The 17,446-nt window shown below is 73.3% G+C and carries 17 protein-coding genes and 2 pseudogenes; 7 read left to right on the top strand and 12 right to left on the bottom strand.

Annotation, left to right across the window (positions count from 1 at the left end; translation table 11 throughout):
• Positions 1 to 31 precede the first annotated feature (31 nt).
• The 4 genes from G7075_RS06360 to G7075_RS20930 form a co-directional block, all read right to left on the bottom strand.
• Entirely contained in the window at positions 32 to 391 is a 360-nt protein-coding gene (locus tag G7075_RS06360; RefSeq protein WP_166120003.1) for an RNA polymerase-binding protein RbpA, read from the bottom strand.
• Between the two features lie 142 nt (positions 392 to 533).
• Positions 534 to 881, bottom strand: a complete 348-nt coding sequence (locus tag G7075_RS21975) for an MFS transporter (RefSeq protein ID WP_256378066.1) — start codon at positions 879 to 881, stop codon at positions 534 to 536.
• Entirely contained in the window at positions 788 to 2,092 is a 1,305-nt protein-coding gene (locus G7075_RS06350; RefSeq protein WP_166119998.1) for an MFS transporter, read from the bottom strand. The genes G7075_RS21975 and G7075_RS06350 overlap by 94 nt, the downstream gene beginning before the upstream one ends.
• A gap of 91 nt (positions 2,093 to 2,183) precedes the next feature.
• Positions 2,184 to 3,200: a M15 family metallopeptidase gene (locus G7075_RS20930; RefSeq protein ID WP_166119995.1), complete on the bottom strand. Its 1,017-nt coding sequence runs from the start codon at positions 3,198 to 3,200 to the stop codon at positions 2,184 to 2,186.
• A 712-nt stretch (positions 3,201 to 3,912) separates the two neighbouring features.
• Here G7075_RS20930 and G7075_RS06340 point away from each other — a divergent pair.
• A complete protein-coding gene (locus G7075_RS06340) occupies positions 3,913 to 4,302 on the top strand; it encodes a single-stranded DNA-binding protein (protein WP_166119992.1) in 390 nt (129 codons plus the stop codon).
• A 4-nt stretch (positions 4,303 to 4,306) separates the two neighbouring features.
• Positions 4,307 to 6,658, top strand: coding sequence for an excinuclease ABC subunit UvrA (locus G7075_RS06335; protein WP_166119990.1), 2,352 nt, complete (start codon positions 4,307 to 4,309; stop codon positions 6,656 to 6,658).
• A 3-nt stretch (positions 6,659 to 6,661) separates the two neighbouring features.
• Here G7075_RS06335 and G7075_RS06330 read toward each other — a convergent pair whose 3' ends face one another.
• Together G7075_RS06330 and G7075_RS06325 are read right to left on the bottom strand one after the other, a co-directional pair.
• Positions 6,662 to 7,243 carry a DUF3105 domain-containing protein gene (locus G7075_RS06330; RefSeq protein WP_205860632.1) on the bottom strand — a complete coding sequence of 194 codons (582 nt, stop codon included), beginning with the start codon at positions 7,241 to 7,243 and terminating at the stop codon, positions 6,662 to 6,664.
• A gap of 108 nt (positions 7,244 to 7,351) precedes the next feature.
• The gene (locus G7075_RS06325) at positions 7,352 to 8,872 is read right to left on the bottom strand and encodes an SDR family NAD(P)-dependent oxidoreductase (RefSeq protein WP_166119987.1); all 1,521 of its coding nucleotides are present in this window, start codon (positions 8,870 to 8,872) and stop codon (positions 7,352 to 7,354) included.
• A gap of 50 nt (positions 8,873 to 8,922) precedes the next feature.
• Here G7075_RS06325 and G7075_RS06320 point away from each other — a divergent pair, with 50 nt between their 5' ends.
• Together G7075_RS06320 and G7075_RS06315 are read left to right on the top strand one after the other, a co-directional pair.
• A complete protein-coding gene (locus G7075_RS06320) occupies positions 8,923 to 9,621 on the top strand; it encodes a GNAT family N-acetyltransferase (protein ID WP_166119984.1) in 699 nt (232 codons plus the stop codon).
• Complete coding sequence (locus G7075_RS06315; protein ID WP_166119981.1) at positions 9,618 to 10,352, top strand: SGNH/GDSL hydrolase family protein; 735 nt, start codon at positions 9,618 to 9,620, stop codon at positions 10,350 to 10,352. Before G7075_RS06320 ends, G7075_RS06315 begins: the two co-directional genes overlap by 4 nt.
• Before the next feature lie 7 nt (positions 10,353 to 10,359).
• Here the strand turns inward: G7075_RS06315 and G7075_RS06310 are convergent, their stop codons facing one another.
• The gene (locus G7075_RS06310; RefSeq protein WP_166119978.1) at positions 10,360 to 10,914 is read right to left on the bottom strand and encodes a cysteine hydrolase family protein; all 555 of its coding nucleotides are present in this window, start codon (positions 10,912 to 10,914) and stop codon (positions 10,360 to 10,362) included.
• Between the two features lie 93 nt (positions 10,915 to 11,007).
• On the opposite strand from G7075_RS06310, the pseudogene G7075_RS06305 reads away from it, so the two are divergent.
• Both G7075_RS06305 and G7075_RS06300 read left to right on the top strand, forming a co-directional pair.
• Positions 11,008 to 12,137 (top strand): annotated as a pseudogene (locus G7075_RS06305) (methyltransferase domain-containing protein).
• Between the two features lie 10 nt (positions 12,138 to 12,147).
• Positions 12,148 to 13,035: a DUF1028 domain-containing protein gene (locus tag G7075_RS06300; protein ID WP_166119975.1), complete on the top strand. Its 888-nt coding sequence runs from the start codon at positions 12,148 to 12,150 to the stop codon at positions 13,033 to 13,035.
• Between the two features lie 164 nt (positions 13,036 to 13,199).
• Here G7075_RS06300 and G7075_RS06295 read toward each other — a convergent pair whose 3' ends face one another.
• From G7075_RS06295 to G7075_RS06280, 4 genes are all read right to left on the bottom strand, one after another.
• Positions 13,200 to 13,820, bottom strand: coding sequence for an L-threonylcarbamoyladenylate synthase (locus G7075_RS06295; RefSeq protein WP_166119973.1), 621 nt, complete (start codon positions 13,818 to 13,820; stop codon positions 13,200 to 13,202).
• 29 nt (positions 13,821 to 13,849) lie between these two features.
• Entirely contained in the window at positions 13,850 to 14,209 is a 360-nt protein-coding gene (locus G7075_RS06290; protein WP_166119970.1) for a hypothetical protein, read from the bottom strand.
• Complete coding sequence (locus G7075_RS06285; protein WP_166119967.1) at positions 14,209 to 14,715, bottom strand: hypothetical protein; 507 nt, start codon at positions 14,713 to 14,715, stop codon at positions 14,209 to 14,211. Before G7075_RS06285 ends, G7075_RS06290 begins: the two co-directional genes overlap by 1 nt.
• Positions 14,716 to 14,781: 66 nt before the next feature.
• Positions 14,782 to 15,243 carry an OsmC family protein gene (locus G7075_RS06280; RefSeq protein WP_240917935.1) on the bottom strand — a complete coding sequence of 154 codons (462 nt, stop codon included), beginning with the start codon at positions 15,241 to 15,243 and terminating at the stop codon, positions 14,782 to 14,784.
• A gap of 28 nt (positions 15,244 to 15,271) precedes the next feature.
• Here G7075_RS06280 and G7075_RS06275 point away from each other — a divergent pair.
• Positions 15,272 to 15,882, top strand: a pseudogene (locus G7075_RS06275) (histidine phosphatase family protein).
• A gap of 13 nt (positions 15,883 to 15,895) precedes the next feature.
• On the opposite strand, the gene G7075_RS06270 reads toward G7075_RS06275, so the two are convergent.
• Positions 15,896 to 17,377 carry a glutamate-cysteine ligase family protein gene (locus G7075_RS06270; protein ID WP_166119965.1) on the bottom strand — a complete coding sequence of 494 codons (1,482 nt, stop codon included), beginning with the start codon at positions 17,375 to 17,377 and terminating at the stop codon, positions 15,896 to 15,898.
• Between the last annotated feature and the right edge of the window lie 69 nt (positions 17,378 to 17,446).

Genomic DNA, 17,446 nt, shown 5'->3' with positions numbered 1-17,446 from the left:
CGAGGGTCGGCCGGCGCGTCAGCGGGGAGCGTCAGGCGCTCTTCTTCTTGGTCTTCTCGCCGCGGGACTCGCGCAGGAGCGTGAGGCGCTCCTCGAGGAGCTCCTCGAGCTCGGGGATCGAGCGACGCTCGAGCAGCATGTCCCAGTGGGTGCGCTGGGGCTTGACCGGCTTGGCCTCCGGCTCGGGGCCCCCGCCCTGGAGCTTCGCCACGCCGCCGCAGCGGCACTCCCAGGTCGGCGGCACGTCGGCCTCGACGGAGAAGGGAAGCTCGATGGAGTGCCCGTTGGGGCACAGGTACGTCGTGATCCGGCGCTCGGAGGGGACGACGTTGTCGTCGGTCTCCATGCTGAGGGCGCCGAGTCGGCTGCCGCGTAGGCTGCGTTCTGCCATGGGTGTCTCCCGAGGGTTCTTGATGTCCCGACCGGGGTCCTCGCGGTCGGGTCAATGCTGAGAGAACGTGCGCAGGGGGTTCGTTGTTCCACGGCCTACCGGACGGTACCCACGGGTGTGACGTGCATCACACCACGTCGGCTCAGACCACCCGGGGGAGCTCGTTCCCCGCGTCGAGGATGCCCTGCCGGACGTCGACGCGTCGCAGCACGAGGTACCCGAGGACGAAGAAGACGATGAGCGCGACGATCGCCGGCCGGTAGGAGTCGGTCAGCTGGTGCACGAGGCCGAAGGTCAGGGCCCCGAACCACGAGGTGCCGCGCTCCATCGCCTGGTAGAAGGCGAAGAACTCCGCCTCCCGGGCCCGGGGGACCAGCTGCGAGAAGAGCGAGCGGCTCAGGGCCTGGGACCCGCCGAGCACGATGCCGATGAACACCCCGAGCGCGACGAACGGGATGAACGCCTTCTCCGGGAGGAAGAACGCCGCGATGACGATGAGCGACCACGCGACGAGGCTGCGCAGGATGGTGCGCCACGCCCCCAGCGACCGGCCAGCCACCCGAAGAGCAGCGCCCCACCGAAGGCGACGAACTGGACGAGCAGGATGAGGGCGATGAGCTGGCTCTGCCCGAACTTCAGCTGCTCGGCGCCGTAGAGGCTGCTCGAGGAGATGACGGTCTGGATGCCGTCGTTGAAGAACAGGTAGGCGAGCAGGAAGAGCAGCGTGTTCGGGTAGGCGCGCAGGTCGCGGAACGTGTGCCCGAGCTGGGTGAGGCTGCCGCCGATGATGCCGGCGCGTGGGGCGTCGACGGCCGACTGCGGCGTCCCGCGCAGGTTCCACATCCCGATGACGGGGATGAGGGTGAACAGCGCCCACCAGAGGCCGGCCGAGAGCAGGCTGATGCGCACGGCCGTGCCCGTGGTGGCCCCGATGAGCTCGGGCTTGCTGACGATGACGAGGTTGACCGCCAGCAGCAGACCGCCGCCGAGGTAGCCCAGGGCCCAGCCGCGGCTGGAGACCTTGTCGCGGTCATCGGGGTGGGCGATGCGGCAGAGGATGGCGTCGTAGACGACGAGCGAGGCACCGAGGCTGATCGAGGCGATGATCATCATCAGGGCGCCGAAGCGCCAGTTGGTGCCCGAGAGGAAGAAGAGCAGGATGCCGGCCGCCGAGCCGGTCCAGGCGAAGATGCCAAGCAGCCGGGCCGGGCGCGGCGTGCGGTCGGTGACCGCGCCGACGAAGACGAGCAGGACGGCCGAGACGATCGTCGCGAGGGTGACGGTGTAGGGGGCGACCGAGCCGGGGTCGAGCGGCGCCGTGAGCACGAGCACGACGGTGGCCAGCGCCAGCGGGCCGATGAGCGCCGAGGGGCGGTACGGCAGCTTCGTGTCGCGGGCGTAGGCCACGAGCGAGAGCACCAGCCCGACGAGCAGGAGCACGGCGAGGACCATCGCCGCGCCGGACACCCAGCCCGGGAGGTTCGCGGCGGCGGGGACGACGTAGAGGTCGGTGGTGCACGTGGCGTCCTCGGCGAGCCCGGGGCAGGCCGCCTCGGTGGCCACCTCGGTGAGGTAGGGCCCGAAGAGGACCGTCCCGACGGTCGTCACGAAGGCCGAGTTGGCCCAGTCGTACCAGTACCAGGGGCGCTGGTACCTGGCGGTCTCCGCGTAGGCCTCCGGGGCCTGCGACTGCGTCGTCATGGGTCGCAGCGTTCCACACCGGTGCCGCCGCGCGCCGTAGGTCGGACTACTCGGTCCAGCGCGTCATCGCCGGGGGAGGGCAGGGGCTCGTTCAGCCCGCGTACTCCCAGTGCCACGGCTCGGGCAGCGACCCGCCGGCCTCGGCCCACGAGGGGTGGAACCAGCCGTAGAGCGGGGCGTTCTGGCGCATCCAACGGTGGGCCGCCGAGCCGAAGTCGTCGACGCCGCCGCAGAGGTCGACCGCGCGGCCGAGGCCGTGCCGGCTCGTGCCCGGGGTGGCGGCGAACCGGCCGCGGGTGCCCTTGACCGAGACCTGCTCGGCGTAGGAGCGGTAGGAGTCGGTGATGCACAGCGGGGTGCCGGTCTGTGCGGCGTAGGCCTTGGACATCGCACTGAACGCGGCGGCGGCGCGGGGCGCGAGCCGCTCGCCGGGCGCTCCCCAGACGGCGCAGAGGGCCTTGGTGGGGAACATCCCGTTGGGGTAGGCGCCGGAGTCGTCGGTGCAGGGCTTGCCGACGTGCGCGGTCTCGACGACGGCGAGCGTGAGGGCCGCGCGCAGCCGCTCGGCCGCCCGCCGGGCCGCGGGGCTGCGGGCACCGACGAGGGCGCCGGCGATGGGTCCGGCCTTGTCGACCTCGGCCATCTGCGCCTTGCGCAGAGCGCCGATCTTCTCCCGCTGCGCGGCCATCAGCCCATCGAGCTCGGCCTTGGTGCGCGCGATCTTGGCGCGGGCGGTGGTCGCGGTGGCCTCGGCCTGCTCGGCGGTGGCGGTGAGGCGCACCTGCTCGGCGGTGAGGACCCGCACCTCCTGGAGGGCCCGCGTGCGCTGGTCGGTGAGGTAGGACAGGTCGCCGAGGGGGTCGCCGACCCGCTCGTCGTCGCTCTTCATCGCGTCGAACATCCCGACGATGTCGGAGTCGCCGCCACCGCCGGAGTACACGTCGAACACCCAGTCGCGCACCACGGCCCGGGCGATGGCCAGCCGGGCCTCGAGCGCGACGAGGTCGGTGCGGGCCTGCGTGGCCTCCTGCCGGGCGGCCGCCTCGGTGTCGGTGGCCTCGGCGAGGTCCTCGAGGACGGCGTTCGAGCGGTCGGACAGCACGTCCATGCGCCGCATCTCGGCGGCGACGTCGGAGGTGGAGCGCTCGATGAGCCCGGCGACGCGGTCGGCCTCGGCGATCTGGGCGGCCAGCGCTGCCCCGAGATCGGCGCCGGCTCGTCGGGCTCCTCGTGGCCGCCGCCCGGGCCGGGGGCTTCGGGGTGGCCGACGGGTGGGGTGTGGGGGAGGGGGTCGGCGTCGGGGTGCCGGACCGCGTGGGGCTCGGGGTCGGCGTGGGGGTCGGTGTCGGGGTGGCGGCACCGAGCACCGGACCGGTCTCCGGGCCACGGGGGAGTGCCGAGGCCGGGACGGCGGGAGCCAGGAGGGCCAGGCCCACCGCTCCCGTGAGCACGGCGACGACGGTCCGACGGACCATCATCCCCACCACCGATCGACGCACTTGACTTCTCTCCCACGCTGAAGGCCCCGACGACGCGGGGACCGGCGCACGCCCTGCACCGTGCGCGTCCTTCCACGATAGGCACAGGAGCGAGGGCCGGCGGCGGCTCCGGCCGAATTGGTGGCCGATCGACCGAGGTCGGGGGGCCGAGCGGTCACACCGGCCCCACGAACCCCACCGGGGGTCGCCCGCCGGGTCCGTCCGTCCACAGGGGCGGCCCAGCGCGCGGTCGTCCACAGGCACCGGGAGCGGCCTTGCCGCGGGGTCCGGGGCACGGTGGGCTGGTGGCGTACCGACCGCACCACGACAGGGGTAGGAGTCATGTCCGGGAACGACGACAACATGGTCCGGCTCGTCGGCAGGGTCACCTCGCTCGACGCACCACGCGAGCTGCCGAGCGGCGACGTGGTCCACACGCTGCGGGTCACCGTCCCGCGCCCTCGGGCGCGCGGCCGCGACCGCCCGGGGGTCGACACCCTCGACGTCGCGTGCTGGAGCGCCGCCACGCGCCGGGCGGCCTCCCGGCTCACGGTCGGGATGCGGGTGGAGGTCGAGGGGTCGCTGCGGCGGCGGTTCTTCCGCGCCGGCGCCGCCGCGGCCAGCCGCTACGAGGTGGAGGCGGCCCGGGTGCGTCGGCTGCCCGACGAGGCGCCGGCGACCGAGGAGGTGAGGAACCGAGAAGCGAGGAGGGCCCCGGCCCGCCTAGCCTGACCGGATGAGCGACGCGGACCGGCACGACGTCATCCGGGTGCAAGGGGCCCGCGAGAACAACCTCAAGGACGTCAGCGTCGACCTGCCGAAGCGCCGGCTCACGGTGTTCACCGGGGTGTCGGGGTCCGGGAAGAGCTCGCTGGTCTTCGGCACGATCGCGGCCGAGTCCCAGCGCCTCATCAACGAGACCTACAGCGCCTTCGTGCAGGGCTTCATGCCGAGCCTGGCCCGCCCCGAGGTCGACCGGCTCGAGGGCCTGACGACGGCGATCATCGTCGACCAGGAGCGGATGGGCGCCAACCCCCGCTCCACCGTCGGCACCGCCACCGACGCCAACGCGATGCTGCGCATCCTGTTCAGCCGGCTCGGAGACCCGCACGTCGGGCCACCGACCGCGTTCTCCTTCAACGTGCCGACCCGCGTGGCGAGCGGGGTGATGTCGACCGAGAAGGGCGGGCGCACCGAGAAGAGCGTCGTCAAGGGCGCCGTCTACCTCGGGGGCATGTGCCCGCGCTGCGAGGGCATGGGGCAGGTCAACGACATCGACCGCACCGCGCTGTACGACGAGACGAAGACGCTGCGCGAGGGGGCGCTCACGGTGCCGGGGTACTCGATGGACGGCTGGTACGGCCGGCTCTTCGAGGGCATGGGCCTGCCGATGGACCGGCCCATCGCCTCGTTCACGGCCAAGCAGCTCGACACGATGCTCTTCGCGCCGCCCACCAAGATCAAGGTCGAGGGCGTCAACCTCACCTTCGAGGGGATCATCCCGCGCATCCAGAAGTCGATGCTGTCCAAGGATCCCGAGGCGATGCAGCCGCACGTCCGGCGCTTCGTCGAGCGGGCCGTCACCTTCCAGACCTGCCCGGACTGCGAGGGCACCCGCCTCGGGCCGGAGGTGCGCGCCTCGCGGATCGCCGGCAAGAACATCGCCGACCTGTGCCGGATGCAGATCAGCGACCTCGCCGCCTGGGTGCGCGACCTCGAGGAGCCCTCTGTCGCACCGCTTCTCGCCGGACTGCAGCACCTGCTCGACTCGTTCACGACGATCGGCCTGGGCTACCTGTCGCTCGACCGCCCGGCCGGCTCGCTGTCCGGGGGAGAGGCCCAGCGCACCAAGATGATCCGGCACCTGGGGTCGGCGCTCACCGACGTCACCTACGTCTTCGACGAGCCGACCATCGGGCTGCACCCGCACGACATCCAGCGGATGAACGAGCTGCTGATCCGGTTGCGCGACAAGGGAAACACGGTGCTCGTCGTCGAGCACAAGCCCGAGACCATCGCCATCGCCGACCACGTCGTCGACCTCGGCCCGGGGGCCGGGTCGGCCGGGGGAGAGGTCTGCTTCGAGGGTGGGGTCGACGGGCTGCGGGAGAGCGACACGGTCACCGGCCGACACCTCGACGACCGGGCCCGGCTCAAGGACTCCGTGCGTCCGGCCACCGGCGTCCTCGAGGTGCGCGGAGCCGCGACGCACAACCTGCGCGACGTCGATGTCGACCTGCCGCTCGGCGTCCTGTGCGTGCTGACCGGTGTGGCCGGGTCGGGCAAGAGCTCGCTCGTCACGGGATCGGTGGCTGGGCGCGACGGCGTCGTCGTCATCGACCAGGGCGCGATCAAGGGCTCGCGGCGCAGCAACCCGGCCACGTACACCGGCCTCCTGGAACCGATCCGGAAGGCCTTCGCGAAGGCGAACGGCGTCAAGCCGGCGCTGTTCAGCTCGAACTCCGAGGGGGCCTGCCCGACGTGCAACGGGGCCGGCGTCATCTACACCGAGCTCGGGGTCATGGCCACGGTCGAGTCGACCTGCGAGGACTGCGAGGGCCGGCGCTTCCAGGCCGCCGTCCTCGAGTACACGCTCGGAGGCCGGAACATCGCCGAGGTGCTCGCCATGCCGGTCACCGAGGCGGAGTCCTTCTTCGCCGCCGGCGACAGCCGGGTTCCTGCGGCCCATGCCGTCCTGCAGCGCCTCGCCGACGTCGGGCTGGGCTACCTCACGCTCGGTCAGCCGCTGACGACGCTGTCCGGCGGTGAGCGCCAGCGCCTCAAGCTCGCGGCCCGGATGGGCGAACGGGCCGAGGTCTACGTGCTCGACGAGCCGACGACCGGGCTGCACCTGGCCGACGTGCAGCAGCTGCTGGGGCTGCTCGACCGGCTCGTCGACGGCGGCACGTCGGTGCTGGTGATCGAGCACCACCAGGCGGTCATGGCGCACGCCGACTGGATCGTCGACCTCGGACCGGGCGCCGGCCACGACGGCGGACGCGTCGTCTTCGAGGGGCCGCCGGCCGACCTCGTCGCCCGGCGGGACACGCTCACGGCACAGCACCTGGCCGCCTACGTGGGCGCCTGAGGGTCACTCCCGACCGGGAGCACCGGTGCCGCCGTGGCACGGGCCGCCGGGCTCGAGCGTGGTGACGCCGCGGCGGTAGAACCGGACGAACTCGCCGAGGCGCTCGTCGTCGACCCCGCGCAGGGCCACCTGGGCGCCCCAGGCCGACACGACGACGGGTGCGCGCAGCCCGGGGTACGGCGAGACGATGACGAAGGTGTCGGGCAGCCCGGCCACGAGCCGGGACACGTCGGCACTCGCCAGCCCGGGCCGGTACGTGACCCAGACCGCGCCGTGCTCGAGCGAGTGCACCGCGTTCTCCTCCGGAACCGGGGCGCCGTACACCCCGCAGTTCAGCCACTGCGGTGCGTGCGGGCCGCCCACGGCCGGCGACTGTGCATGGTCGACCGGCCCCGTGACGTGCGACGGTTCGAGGCGCCAGGTCCGCAGGCCGTCGATGTCCGGCGTGTTGCGATCGCGCCCGAGGAACGCGCCGGTGCCGACCGCCACGGCGACCAGGGCCGCCAGCACCAGCAGCGCGACGCCGAGCCGCCGGCGCGACACGCGGGACGTCCCGTGGTCGGTGTCAGGCTCCGGAACGGTCACGGCCCGGAGCGTACGGCGCCGACCTGCACGCGACCGTACCCAGCCCGCTCACCCAACGCCGATAATCCACATTATGTCAATACGCCTTCGCACGGGGCTCCCCCCGGATCACCAGGGGCTGGGTCGGAAGTCCTTGAGGAAGCAGCCGTACAGGTCCTCCCCGGCCTCGCCGCGCACGACGGGGTCGTAGACACGGGCCGCACCGTCGACGAGGTCGAGCGGCGCGTGCCAGCCCTCGTCGGCCAGCCGCAGCTTCTCGTCGTGCGGCCGCTCGTCGGTGATCCACCCCGTGTCGACGGCCGTCATGAGGATCCGGTCGGTCTCGAACATCTCGCCCGCCGAGGTGCGTGTCAGCATGTTCAGCGCGGCCTTGCTCATGTTCGTGTGCGGGTGCCCCGGCCCCTTGTAGCGCCGCGAGAACTGGCCCTCCATGGCGCTGACGTTGACGACGTAGGCGCGCCGGGCCCCCGCCTGCACCGCGGCCCGCATCGACGCGCGCAGCCGGGACACCAGGAGGAAGGGTGCGGTCTGGTTGCACAGCTGCACCTCGAGCAGCTCCAGCGGGTCGACGTGGTCGACGTGCTGTGTCCAGGAGTTCGTCCGCTGCAGGTCGGGCAGCAGTCCCCCGGCGTCAACCGCCGTCCCCGCCCGGTGGCGCTCGAGCGATGCGCTGTCCGCCGACAGGGCGATGGCGCTCAGCTGCGCCGCCGTCCGGGCCGCCAGTGCGTGGGCGGTGCTCTCCCCGTCGTGGTGCGCGACCTCGTGCTCGCGCAGGGCCCCCGCGATCGCGGCCGGGTGGGCCTCGCTGACCCGGTCGAAGGTCACCACGTCGGGCAGCGCAACGTCGGTGGGCAGCGGGGCCGACTCGAGCTCGACCAGCCGTGAGTACGCGCCGGGGCTGCGCCGCACCGTCTGGCAGGCGTTGTTCACGAGGATGTCGAGCGGGCCGGCGGCCGCGACCTCGTCGGCCAGCGACAGGACCTGGGTGGGGTCGCGCAGGTCGATGCCGACGACCTTGAGCCGGTGGATCCACTCGGGGGCGTCCTCGAGGGCCGCGAACCGCCGCACCGCGTCGTGCGGGAAGCGGGTCGTGATGGTCGTGTGCGCGCCGTCGCGCAGCAGCCGCAGGGCGATGTACATCCCGATCTTGGCGCGCCCCCCGGTGAGCAGCGCCCGCTTGCCGGTGAGGTCGGTGCGCTGGTCGCGCTTGGCGTGCGACATCGCGGCGCACGTCGGACAGAGCCAGTGGTAGAACGCGTCGACCTGCCGGTAGTCGGACTTGCAGATGTAGCAGCCCCGCGGGTTGAGCAAGGTGCCCGCCACGGCTCCGGGGGCGCTCGAGACGAGCGGGATGCCCCGGGTCTCGTCGTCGATGCGCTGGCGCGAACCGGTCGCCGTCGCCTCGGTGACCGTCCGGTCGTGGGCCACCTCGGCGGCCCGGGCCGCGGCCTTGCGGTCTTTGCGGACGGCCTTGTACATCTTCCCGGTGGCGCGCTTGACGGTCTGGATGTCGGGGTGGTCGGCCGGCAGCTCGTGCAGCGACCCGAGGACGCGCAGGACGACCGCGAGGTCGGCCGGGGCGATGCCCTCGGAGGTGGCGCTCGGGCTCGGAGGGTCGGGCGTCGTCACCGGGCGAGCCTAGGGGCAGCCGCACCGGACGCCGACCATAGGCTGGGCGCGTGACCGCCACCAACGCCCACGGTCAGAGCGTCGGCGACACGCTGGACTGGCACGGCGCCGCCCCGCCGGCCCCGGTCGTCCTCGCCGGCCGGTTCGTGACGCTCCGGCCGCTCGTGGCCGAGGACGCGCCCGCCGTCGTCGAGGCCCTGGGCGTCCACCCCGAGCTCTGGACCTACCTGCCCTGGGACCCGCCGACGACATCCGCAGCGGCGCTGGCCACCATCGCGGGTGCCGCCCGTCCGCCGCTCGGCACGTCGTTCGCCGTCGAGTCCCCCGACGGTTCCCTCCTCGGGCGCCTGGATCTCATGCGCGCCGACCCCGCCATGGGCAGCATCGAGGTCGGGGCCATCGTCTACTCCCCCGCTCTCCAGCGCACCCGGGCCGCCACCGAGACCCAGCTGCTCCTGGCCGAACACGCGTTCGACACCCTGGGCTACCGCCGGTACGAGTGGAAGTGCGACAGCCTCAACGCGCCCTCGCGGCGGGCCGCCCTCCGCCTCGGGTTCGTGGAGGAGGGGACCTGGCGCCAGGACCGGATCGTCAAGGGACGCAACCGCGACACGACCTGGTTCTCGGTCACCGACGCCGAGTGGCCCGTCGTGCGCGCGGCGATGCGGGCCTGGCTCGCCGACGACAACGTCGACGACGCCGGCGTCCAACGACGCTCCCTCGCGGCGGTCCGGGAGGGGCTGGCGTGAGCACCGCTCCCCTGCCGCTGGGCTACGAGAACCGCACCGGGCGGGAGCGCGGTGTGCTCACCCGCGCGCTCGGCAGCGTGCTGCCCGGCGTCCGGGCCGTCAACGACCAGGTCGAGCCGTACGCCACGGCCTGGGCCGAGCACAACCGCCGTGCCCTGGGCGCTCCCGGCCGCCGATGGGTGGTGCTCGGCGACTCGATGTCGCAGGGCGTCGGTGCCTCCGCGTGGGACGCCGGGTGGGTCGACCAGCTGGCGGCCCTGCTCGCGCAGCGCGGCCATCCCCTCGTCGTCGTGAACCTCTCGGCCACCGGGGCCCGCACCCCCGACCTCGTCGACCAGCAGCTGCCGGTGCTGCGCGCCCTGCCACCGCCGGTCGGCACCGACGAGCCCGACCTCGTGACGGTGATGATCGGCTCGAACGACCTGTTCGCCGGCGGGGCCTTCCGCCGCGGCCTGCCCGACGCGTTCGCCCGGATGGTGGCCGCGCTCCCGCGCGGCGCCGTGGTGGCCACCCTCCCCCAGCCGCGCACCGCGGCGCGCCGAGCCAACCTGCACCTCGAGGAGGCGGCCGGGCGCGGCGACCTCACCATCGTCGACCTGCGCACCGACGGGCCCAGCAGCTGGCGCGGCCGGCTCGCGTCGGACTTCTTCCACCCCAACGACGCCGGGTACGGGGAGATGGCCCGACCGTTCCTGCCCGTCGCCCTCCGCGCGCTCGAGTCGCCGGAGTAGGCGGGACTCAGCCGAGCACGACGTCGGCGGCGTCGGCGGTGCCGGCCGTGCGCCCCGGGGCGTCCTGGTACTGCCAGTAGAGGTTGGTGTGGGCGATGACGTCGGCGGGAGCCGGTGCGCCCCAGTCGGACTTGTCCCCCGTGGTGTGCGCGTCTCCGACGAGTGTGACGTCGTAGCCCCGGGTGAACCCGCCGTGGATGGTGGAGCGCACGCACGCGTCGGTCTCGGCGCCCGTGACGACGAGCCGCCCGACCCCGGCCGCCGCGAGGACGTCCTCGAGGTCGGTGCCCTCGAAGGAGTCGCCGTACCGCTTCTGCACGACGGCCTCCCCGTCGGCCGGGACGAGCTCGGGCACGATCTGCCACGGCTCCTCCCCCGCGCGCAGCTCGTCGTCGCTGTTGTGCTGCACCCAGACGACCGGGACCTGCTGACCGCGCGCCCGCTCGACGAGCGCGCCGATGCGCGAGACGACGCCGTCGCGGTCGTGGGCGTCACCGACGACACCGTTCTGGACGTCGATGACGAGCAGCGCCGTCCCGGAGCGTCCGTCGAGGGTGGTCATGGGGTCCCTTCCGTCGGTGGCCGAGCCGTGCCCCACGCTAGGACCCCGCACCGACACCCGCCCGGCTCCGCGTCGGCCGTACGCTGTGCGGCGATGCAGTGCGACTACTTCGACGCCGGCCGGTGCCGCTCGTGCACCCTCATGGGCAGCCCGTACGACACCCAGCTCGCCGACAAGGAGCGCCACGTCCGCGAAGTGCTCGCCGCGCACTCGGCCGGCCTGCGCTGGCTGCCCCCGGTCACCTCCCCCCCGTCGCACTTCCGCAACAAGGCCAAGCTCGTCGTGGGCGGGCGCGCGGGGCGGCCGACGCTCGGCATCCTCGACGAGCGCGGCCGCGGCGTCGACCTGCGCCGCTGCGGCCTCTACGAGCCCGGGTTGTCGGCCACGTTCGACCCCCTGCACCGCGTCGTCGCCGACCTCGGCCTCGAGCCCTACGACGTGCCCGCCCGCCGGGGCGAGCTGAAGTACCTCATCGTCACCCACTCCCCGCCGGTGAGCACCTCGTCCGCTTCGTCGTGCGCAGCGAGGACGGGCTCACGGCCGTCCGCGGTGCGCTGCCCGCGGTGCTCGCCGCCGTGCCCTCGGCCCGGGTCGTGACGGTCAACCTGCACCCCGAGCACAAGGCGGTGCTCGAGGGCGAGACCGAGGTCGTCCTCACCGACGAGTCGCTGCTGCCCATGCGGCTCGGTGACGTCACCCTCCACGTCGGCCCGCGTGCGTTCTTCCAGACCAACACCGTTGTCGCACAGCGGCTCTACGACCAGGCCCGTCGGTGGGCCGACGACGTCGCCCCCGACTCGGTCACCGACCTCTACTGCGGTGTCGGCGGCTTCGCCCTCCACCTCGCAGCGCCCGGCCGACGGGTCACCGGCGTCGAGTCGGCCCCCGACGCGGTGGCCGCCGCTCGCCAGGCGGCAGCCGAGATGAGCTCTCGCACAGTGGGGCTCGACATCACCTTCACCACCGCCGACGCGACGGCCGACCTGCCCGGCGACCCCGACCTCGTCGTCGTCAACCCACCGCGCCGCGGCATCGGCCCCGCGCTCGCCGCCCGGCTCGAGGCCTCCCGCGCGTCGCACGTCGTCTACTCGAGCTGCAACGTCGACACGCTGGCCCGCGACCTCGCCGCGATGCCTGGCCTGCGCCCGGTCGAGGGCCGGGTCGTCGACATGTTCCCCCAGACCCGGCACGTGGAGACCGTCCTGCTCCTGCGCCGCGCCTAGGCTCGGGTGCATGACCTTCTCGATCGCCGCCCGCGACGGTGACGCCTGGGGTGTCGCCGTGGCCAGCAAGTTCCTCGCCGTCGGGTCGGTCGTCCCGCGCGTCGTGACCGGCGTCGCGGCCATCGCCACGCAGGCGATGGCGCGGGTCGCCTACCTCGACGAGCTCGAGGACGCGCTCCGCTCCGGCACCGACGCCGCCGCTGCCCTCGAGCGCGCCACCGCGGCCGACGACGGGCGCGCGGACCGGCAGGTCGGCGTCGTCGGGCCCACCGGTGCGGCCACGGTCACCGGAAGCACCTGCCTGCACTGGGCCGGTGGGGTGAGCGGCGGTGACGACACGTCGGCCTACGCGATCCAGGGCAACATCCTCACCGGTCCGGAGGTGGTCGAGGCGATGGAGTCGGCCTGGCGCGCCCAGGCCGGTGCCCCGCTCGACACCCGGCTGCTCGCCGTCCTCCTGGCCGGCGACGCCGCCGGCGGGGACTCCCGCGGTCGGCAGAGCGCCGCCCTCCTCGTCCGGGCCCCCGGCGCGGGCTACGACGGGTGCGGGGTGCTCGCCGACCTGCGCGTCGACGACCACCCGGACGCACCGCTCGAGCTGTCCCGGCTGCACGGCCTGTCGACCCTGTACTTCGGTGTGCCGGAGGACGTCTCGCCGCTGACGGGCGACCTGCGCGACGAGGTCGGCCTGCTCCTCGGTGCCGCCGGCCACCCGGGTCCAGTCGAGACCGCCCTCGAGGCGTGGATGGGCGAGGTCAACCTCGAGAACCGGCACTCCCCGGACGGCATCGACGCCCGCGTGCTCGAGGTGCTGCGCAACGGTCGCCGGCCCGCTGACCCCGCCGAAGGCCTGACCGAACCCTTACCGACTCCTGACACGCGGCTTGTCCCACCGTGACCGACGGGCTCGTAGCGTGGACCTCGGTGGCAGCAGCCCGCGCCGGCCTGGTCGACACTCCCCTGAGGTGTCGCCCGTCCTCCCCTCCGGCACGGCGCCCGGGGCACGCTCCACCGCTGCGGCTCGGCGCCGGCCGGCTCACCGGCGCCGAGCCGCGACACGTCTCAGCGGATGGGCCACGGCCCGGCACCCTGGCGGACCACCTCACCGGCCGGATCGGTCGTGTAGTCGACGACGGTCGTGGGCTCGGTGCCGCACTCCCCCGAGTCGATGACGACGTCGACGACGTGGTCGAGCTCCTCCTTGACCGTCCAGCCGTCGGTCATCGGCTCGCTCTCGCCGGGCAGGATCAGCGTCGAGGAGAGCAGCGGCTCGCCGAGCTCGGCGAGCAGCGCCCTGACCACCGGGTGCTCGGGGATGCGGACCCCCACCGTGCGCTTCTTCGCGTGCAGCAGCCGCCGCGGCACCTCGTGCGTCGCCGGGAGGATGAACGTGTACGGCCCCGGTGTCGCGGCGCGGACCGCCCGGAAGACGTGGTTGTCGACGTGCACGAGCTGGCCGAGCTGGGCGAAGTCACGGCAGACCAGCGTGTAGTGGTGCCGGTCGTCGAGCCGCCGGATGGTGCGGATGCGGTCCTTGGCCTGCTGGTCGCCCATCAGGGCGCCGAGCGCGTACCCGGAGTCCGTGGGGTAGGCCACGAGGCCGCCCTCGCGCAGCATCGCGACGGTCTGGTGGATCGCGCGCGGCTGGGGGTCGACCGGGTGGACGTCGAGGTAGCGGGCCACCCCGACAGCCTAGGCCCGCGGCGGCCGCCTCAGGAGGAGCGCAGGCCGCGGTCCCACAGCTCCCTGGTCTGGACCAGCCAGAAGGCCGCGAAGAGGGTGATGAGGACGACCTCGACCCACAGCACGAGGTGGTCCCAGGGCGAGAGGAAGTTCGCCGCCACCGTCGCCGCCAGGGTCAGCAGCATCGCCGTGGAGATGGCCCGGTAGGTCCGCACGTACCGGGAGGCGTCCGAGGGCATGCTGCCCTGCGTCACCGCCTTGTCGACGTCGCGTCCGTTGAGCCACACGGCGACGACGATGGCGAGGAACATCGGGATGGCCGCGGCGTCGTGGCCGTGGGCGACGAACGAGTCGCGCGCGACGTAGAACCACACCGCGCCGCCGCCCATCACGGCGAAGGCGACGAGCAGGCCGAGCAGGTTCGCCCGGTCGATGCCGCCGGCCGGTGGGCGTCCCCCGCCTGCGCCCGCCGCGCGCTCCAGACGCCGATGGCCAGGGCCACCGCGCCGAGGACGAACAGCGCCTGCATGTTGTTGGCGACCGCCGGTCCGGCGTCCGACACCTGGATCGGCACCGAGGAGCAGGTGCCCGGGTCGTGCACCGGGATGAAGGCGACGCCGGGCGCGAGCATCCCCGCGAAGTTCAGCGCGATGTCCTCGCCGGGGGTGTTGCCCTTGAGCGCCACGAGGCAGACGCCCATCGTCACGAGCACGCCGACGAAGACCGCGCGGGCAGGGGTGTGCCAGTACGCGCTGATCGAGGTCTGGAGGCAGTCGTCACCGGTGGCCCGGAACTCGAGCGCCACGGCCGCGAAGAGGAGGAGCACCAGCCCGGCCAGGGCGAGGCGGAGGTACCCGTAGGTGCGTACCGCGGCGAGTGCGGGGTCCGGCTGCATGGCTGCTCCTCTGGTCGGCGGGACCGCTACCGGTGAGGAGGCGCCGGTGCCCGCGGCGATACCTGCTCAGGCCTCCCGGTAGGAGACCGGTGCGCCGCGCTGGACGGTGCGCGACACGGTGCACAGCCGGTCGCCGCTCTGGGCGATCGCCTTGGGGAGGCGCTGGCGGGCGCGGTCGCCGTCGGCCCCCTCGGGGAAGCGGACCCGGAAGGTGATCTCCAGGTCCTCCATGTGGTTGCCGTCGTCGTCGCGGGCCTTCTCGCCCTCGGCGTCGACGTCGAAGGAGGTCGGCTCGGCGATCCGGCTCGTGATGAAGTCGACGTCGGTGGCGCTGCAGGCGGCCATCGCGGTGAGGAACAGCTCGACGGGCGTGAAGTCGTCGGTGTCGCCTCCCCCGCCGACGCGCAGCGTGCCGCCGCGGGTGTTGGTGACCTCGTAGACGCCCTTCTCGAGCCGGGTCATCGTCACGCTGCGGTGGCCCAGGCCGGTGCCTCCGGTCGCGGGCGGGGTGCTGGGGTCGGTGCTCACCGGCACATCCTGTCACCGCCCTGCGAGGATGGCGCGCATGCCAGAGCCGGGTTGTCTCGTCCTCGTCCGCCACGGTGAGACGGAGTGGTCCGCGACCGGCCGGCACACCGGGCGCACCGACGTGCCACTGACGGCCCGTGGGGAGGCCCAGGCCCGCTCGCTCGGGCCGGCACTGGACCGGCTGCGGGTGGTGCGGGCCGTCGCCTCCCCCTGGCGCGGGCCCGGCGCACCGCCGAGCTGGCCGGCCTCGCCCCCGAGACCGACGACGACCTGCTCGAGTGGGACTACGGCGGCTACGAGGGCCTGACGACCCCGCAGATCCGGGAGCTGACCGGCGACCCCGCCTGGACGGTGTTCCGCGACGGCGTCGTCCCCGGCGACACCCCGGGCGAGACCGTCGAGGAGGTCTCGGCGCGGGCCTCGCGCGTACTGGCCCGGGTCGAGGGCTCGCTCGCCGACGGCGACGTCGTGCTCGTCGCCCACGGGCACCTGCTGCGGGTCCTCGCGGCCACCCGGCTGCGCCAGGAGCCGCGCTTCGGCGCCCACCTGCTGCTCGAACCGGCGACCCTCTGCCTCCTCGAGGAGGAGCACGGCGTGCCGGCCGTGCGCGGCTGGAACATCGAGCCGCCGCGCGACTGACCGCGCGCAGGGGTCAGGGCACCGGCCAGGTGTGCACCGGCTCGTTGCCCGACATGTGCTCGGCGTAGCGCTTGACCATGAGGCGCAGCGACTCGCGGCGGTCGTGGCCCTCGGCCTCGTAGTGCTCGACCGTGCGGGTCTGCCAGTCCGAGCCGTTCTGCCCGGTGGTGGCCCGACCCTCGATGATGCCGAGGAACCGCTCGCGCACGGCGTCGGAGACCCCCCACGCCCTGAGCCCCTCGTGGGCCATCGGCAGGAGGTGGCGCAGCACCAGCTCGTCGGCCGAGACCTCGCCGAAGCCCGGCCAGTAGATGCGGGCCTCGATGCCGTCGCGGGCCGCGCGCCGGAAGTTCTCCTCGCACGCGGCGAAGCTCATCTTGGTCCACACCGGGCGGTCGTCGGAGGCCAGCACGCGGATGGCGCCGTAGTAGAACGCGGCGTTGGCCAGGACGTCGGCGATGGTGGGGCCGGCGGGCAGGACGCGGTTCTCGACGCGCAGGTGCGGGGTGCCGCCCACGATGTCGTAGATCGGCCGGTTCCACCGGTACACCGTGCCGTTGTGCAGCCGCAGCTCGGCGAGCTCGGGGGCGATGCCGGCCTCGAGCTTGGCCATCGGGTCCTCGTCGCTGACCTCGGCGAGCAGGGTCGGGAAGTAGCGGACGTTCTCCTCGAAGAGGTCGAAGATCGAGGTGATCCAGCGCTCGCCGAAGAAGACCCGGGGGCGCACCCCCTGGTTCTTCAGCTCGACGGGCCGGGTGTCGGTGGCCTGGGTGAACAGCTCGATGCGGGTCTCGGCGTGCAGGCGCTTGCCGAAGAAATACGGGCTGTTCGCGGCCAGGGCCAGCTGCACCGACGACAGGGCCTGCGCGGCGTTCCAGTGGTTGGCGAACTCGTGGGGCGCCACCTGGAGGTGCAGCTGGACGCTCGTGCAGGCCGACTCGGGGGCGATGGAGTCGCAGTAGGTCGCCACCCGCTCCCCCGTCGGGCCCTCGATGTCGAGGTAGACGTCCTCGCCGCGGGCCAGGAAGATCGAGTCGTTGAGCGCCGTGTAGCGGTTGTTCCCGCTGATCCAGTCGCCCTCGTAGTGCTCGGGCATGATCGTCGGGAGGATGCCGATGGCCACGATGGTCGAGCCCACCCGCTTCGCCGCGGCGTCGGCGGCGTTGAGGCTGGCCCGCAGGTCGGCCTCGAGCTCGAGGGCCGAGTCGCCGGGCAGCGGCCGCGGCGGGACGTTGAGCTCGATGTTGTACTGCGCGAGCTCGGTCTGGTAGCCGGGGTCGGCGATGGCCTCGAGGACCTGCGCGTTGTGGAAGTGCGGCTGCTGGTGCTCGTCGACGAGGTTGAGCTCGATCTCGAGGCCGGTCATCGGCTTGTCGAACTCGAACGAGCTCGTCGTGAGCATCCGCTCGAAGACGTCGAGGTTCTGACGCACCTTCTCGCGGTAGCGCTGGCGCTGCTCACGCGTGTAGCTCTGCGCGTTGACCTCGGCTCCCATGACGACAACCAACCACATGCGGGGGTGCAGGCGGTAGCGCACGGACGCGTTTCGGTCCCGGGCTCCGTC

Source organism: Phycicoccus sp. HDW14, from assembly GCF_011383005.1.
Classification (GTDB): domain Bacteria; phylum Actinomycetota; class Actinomycetes; order Actinomycetales; family Dermatophilaceae; genus Phycicoccus.
This window is presented reverse-complemented; position numbering and strand designations above follow the sequence as displayed.

Excerpts from the sequence above, each read along its gene's own strand:
- G7075_RS06360 (WP_166120003.1), bottom strand. The coding sequence starts at position 391 with ATGGCAGAACGCAGCCTACGCGGCAGCCGACTCGGCGCCCTCAGCATG.
- G7075_RS06350 (WP_166119998.1), bottom strand. The coding sequence starts at position 2,092 with ATGACGACGCAGTCGCAGGCCCCGGAGGCCTACGCGGAGACCGCCAGG.
- G7075_RS20930 (WP_166119995.1), bottom strand. The coding sequence starts at position 3,200 with ATGGACGTGCTGTCCGACCGCTCGAACGCCGTCCTCGAGGACCTCGCC.
- G7075_RS06340 (WP_166119992.1), top strand. The coding sequence starts at position 3,913 with ATGTCCGGGAACGACGACAACATGGTCCGGCTCGTCGGCAGGGTCACC.
- G7075_RS06335 (WP_166119990.1), top strand. The coding sequence starts at position 4,307 with ATGAGCGACGCGGACCGGCACGACGTCATCCGGGTGCAAGGGGCCCGC.
- G7075_RS06310 (WP_166119978.1), bottom strand. The coding sequence starts at position 10,914 with ATGACCACCCTCGACGGACGCTCCGGGACGGCGCTGCTCGTCATCGAC.
- G7075_RS06300 (WP_166119975.1), top strand. The coding sequence starts at position 12,148 with ATGACCTTCTCGATCGCCGCCCGCGACGGTGACGCCTGGGGTGTCGCC.
- G7075_RS06290 (WP_166119970.1), bottom strand. The coding sequence starts at position 14,209 with ATGGGCGGCGGCGCGGTGTGGTTCTACGTCGCGCGCGACTCGTTCGTC.
- G7075_RS06285 (WP_166119967.1), bottom strand. The coding sequence starts at position 14,715 with ATGCAGCCGGACCCCGCACTCGCCGCGGTACGCACCTACGGGTACCTC.
- G7075_RS06270 (WP_166119965.1), bottom strand. The coding sequence starts at position 17,377 with ATGGGAGCCGAGGTCAACGCGCAGAGCTACACGCGTGAGCAGCGCCAG.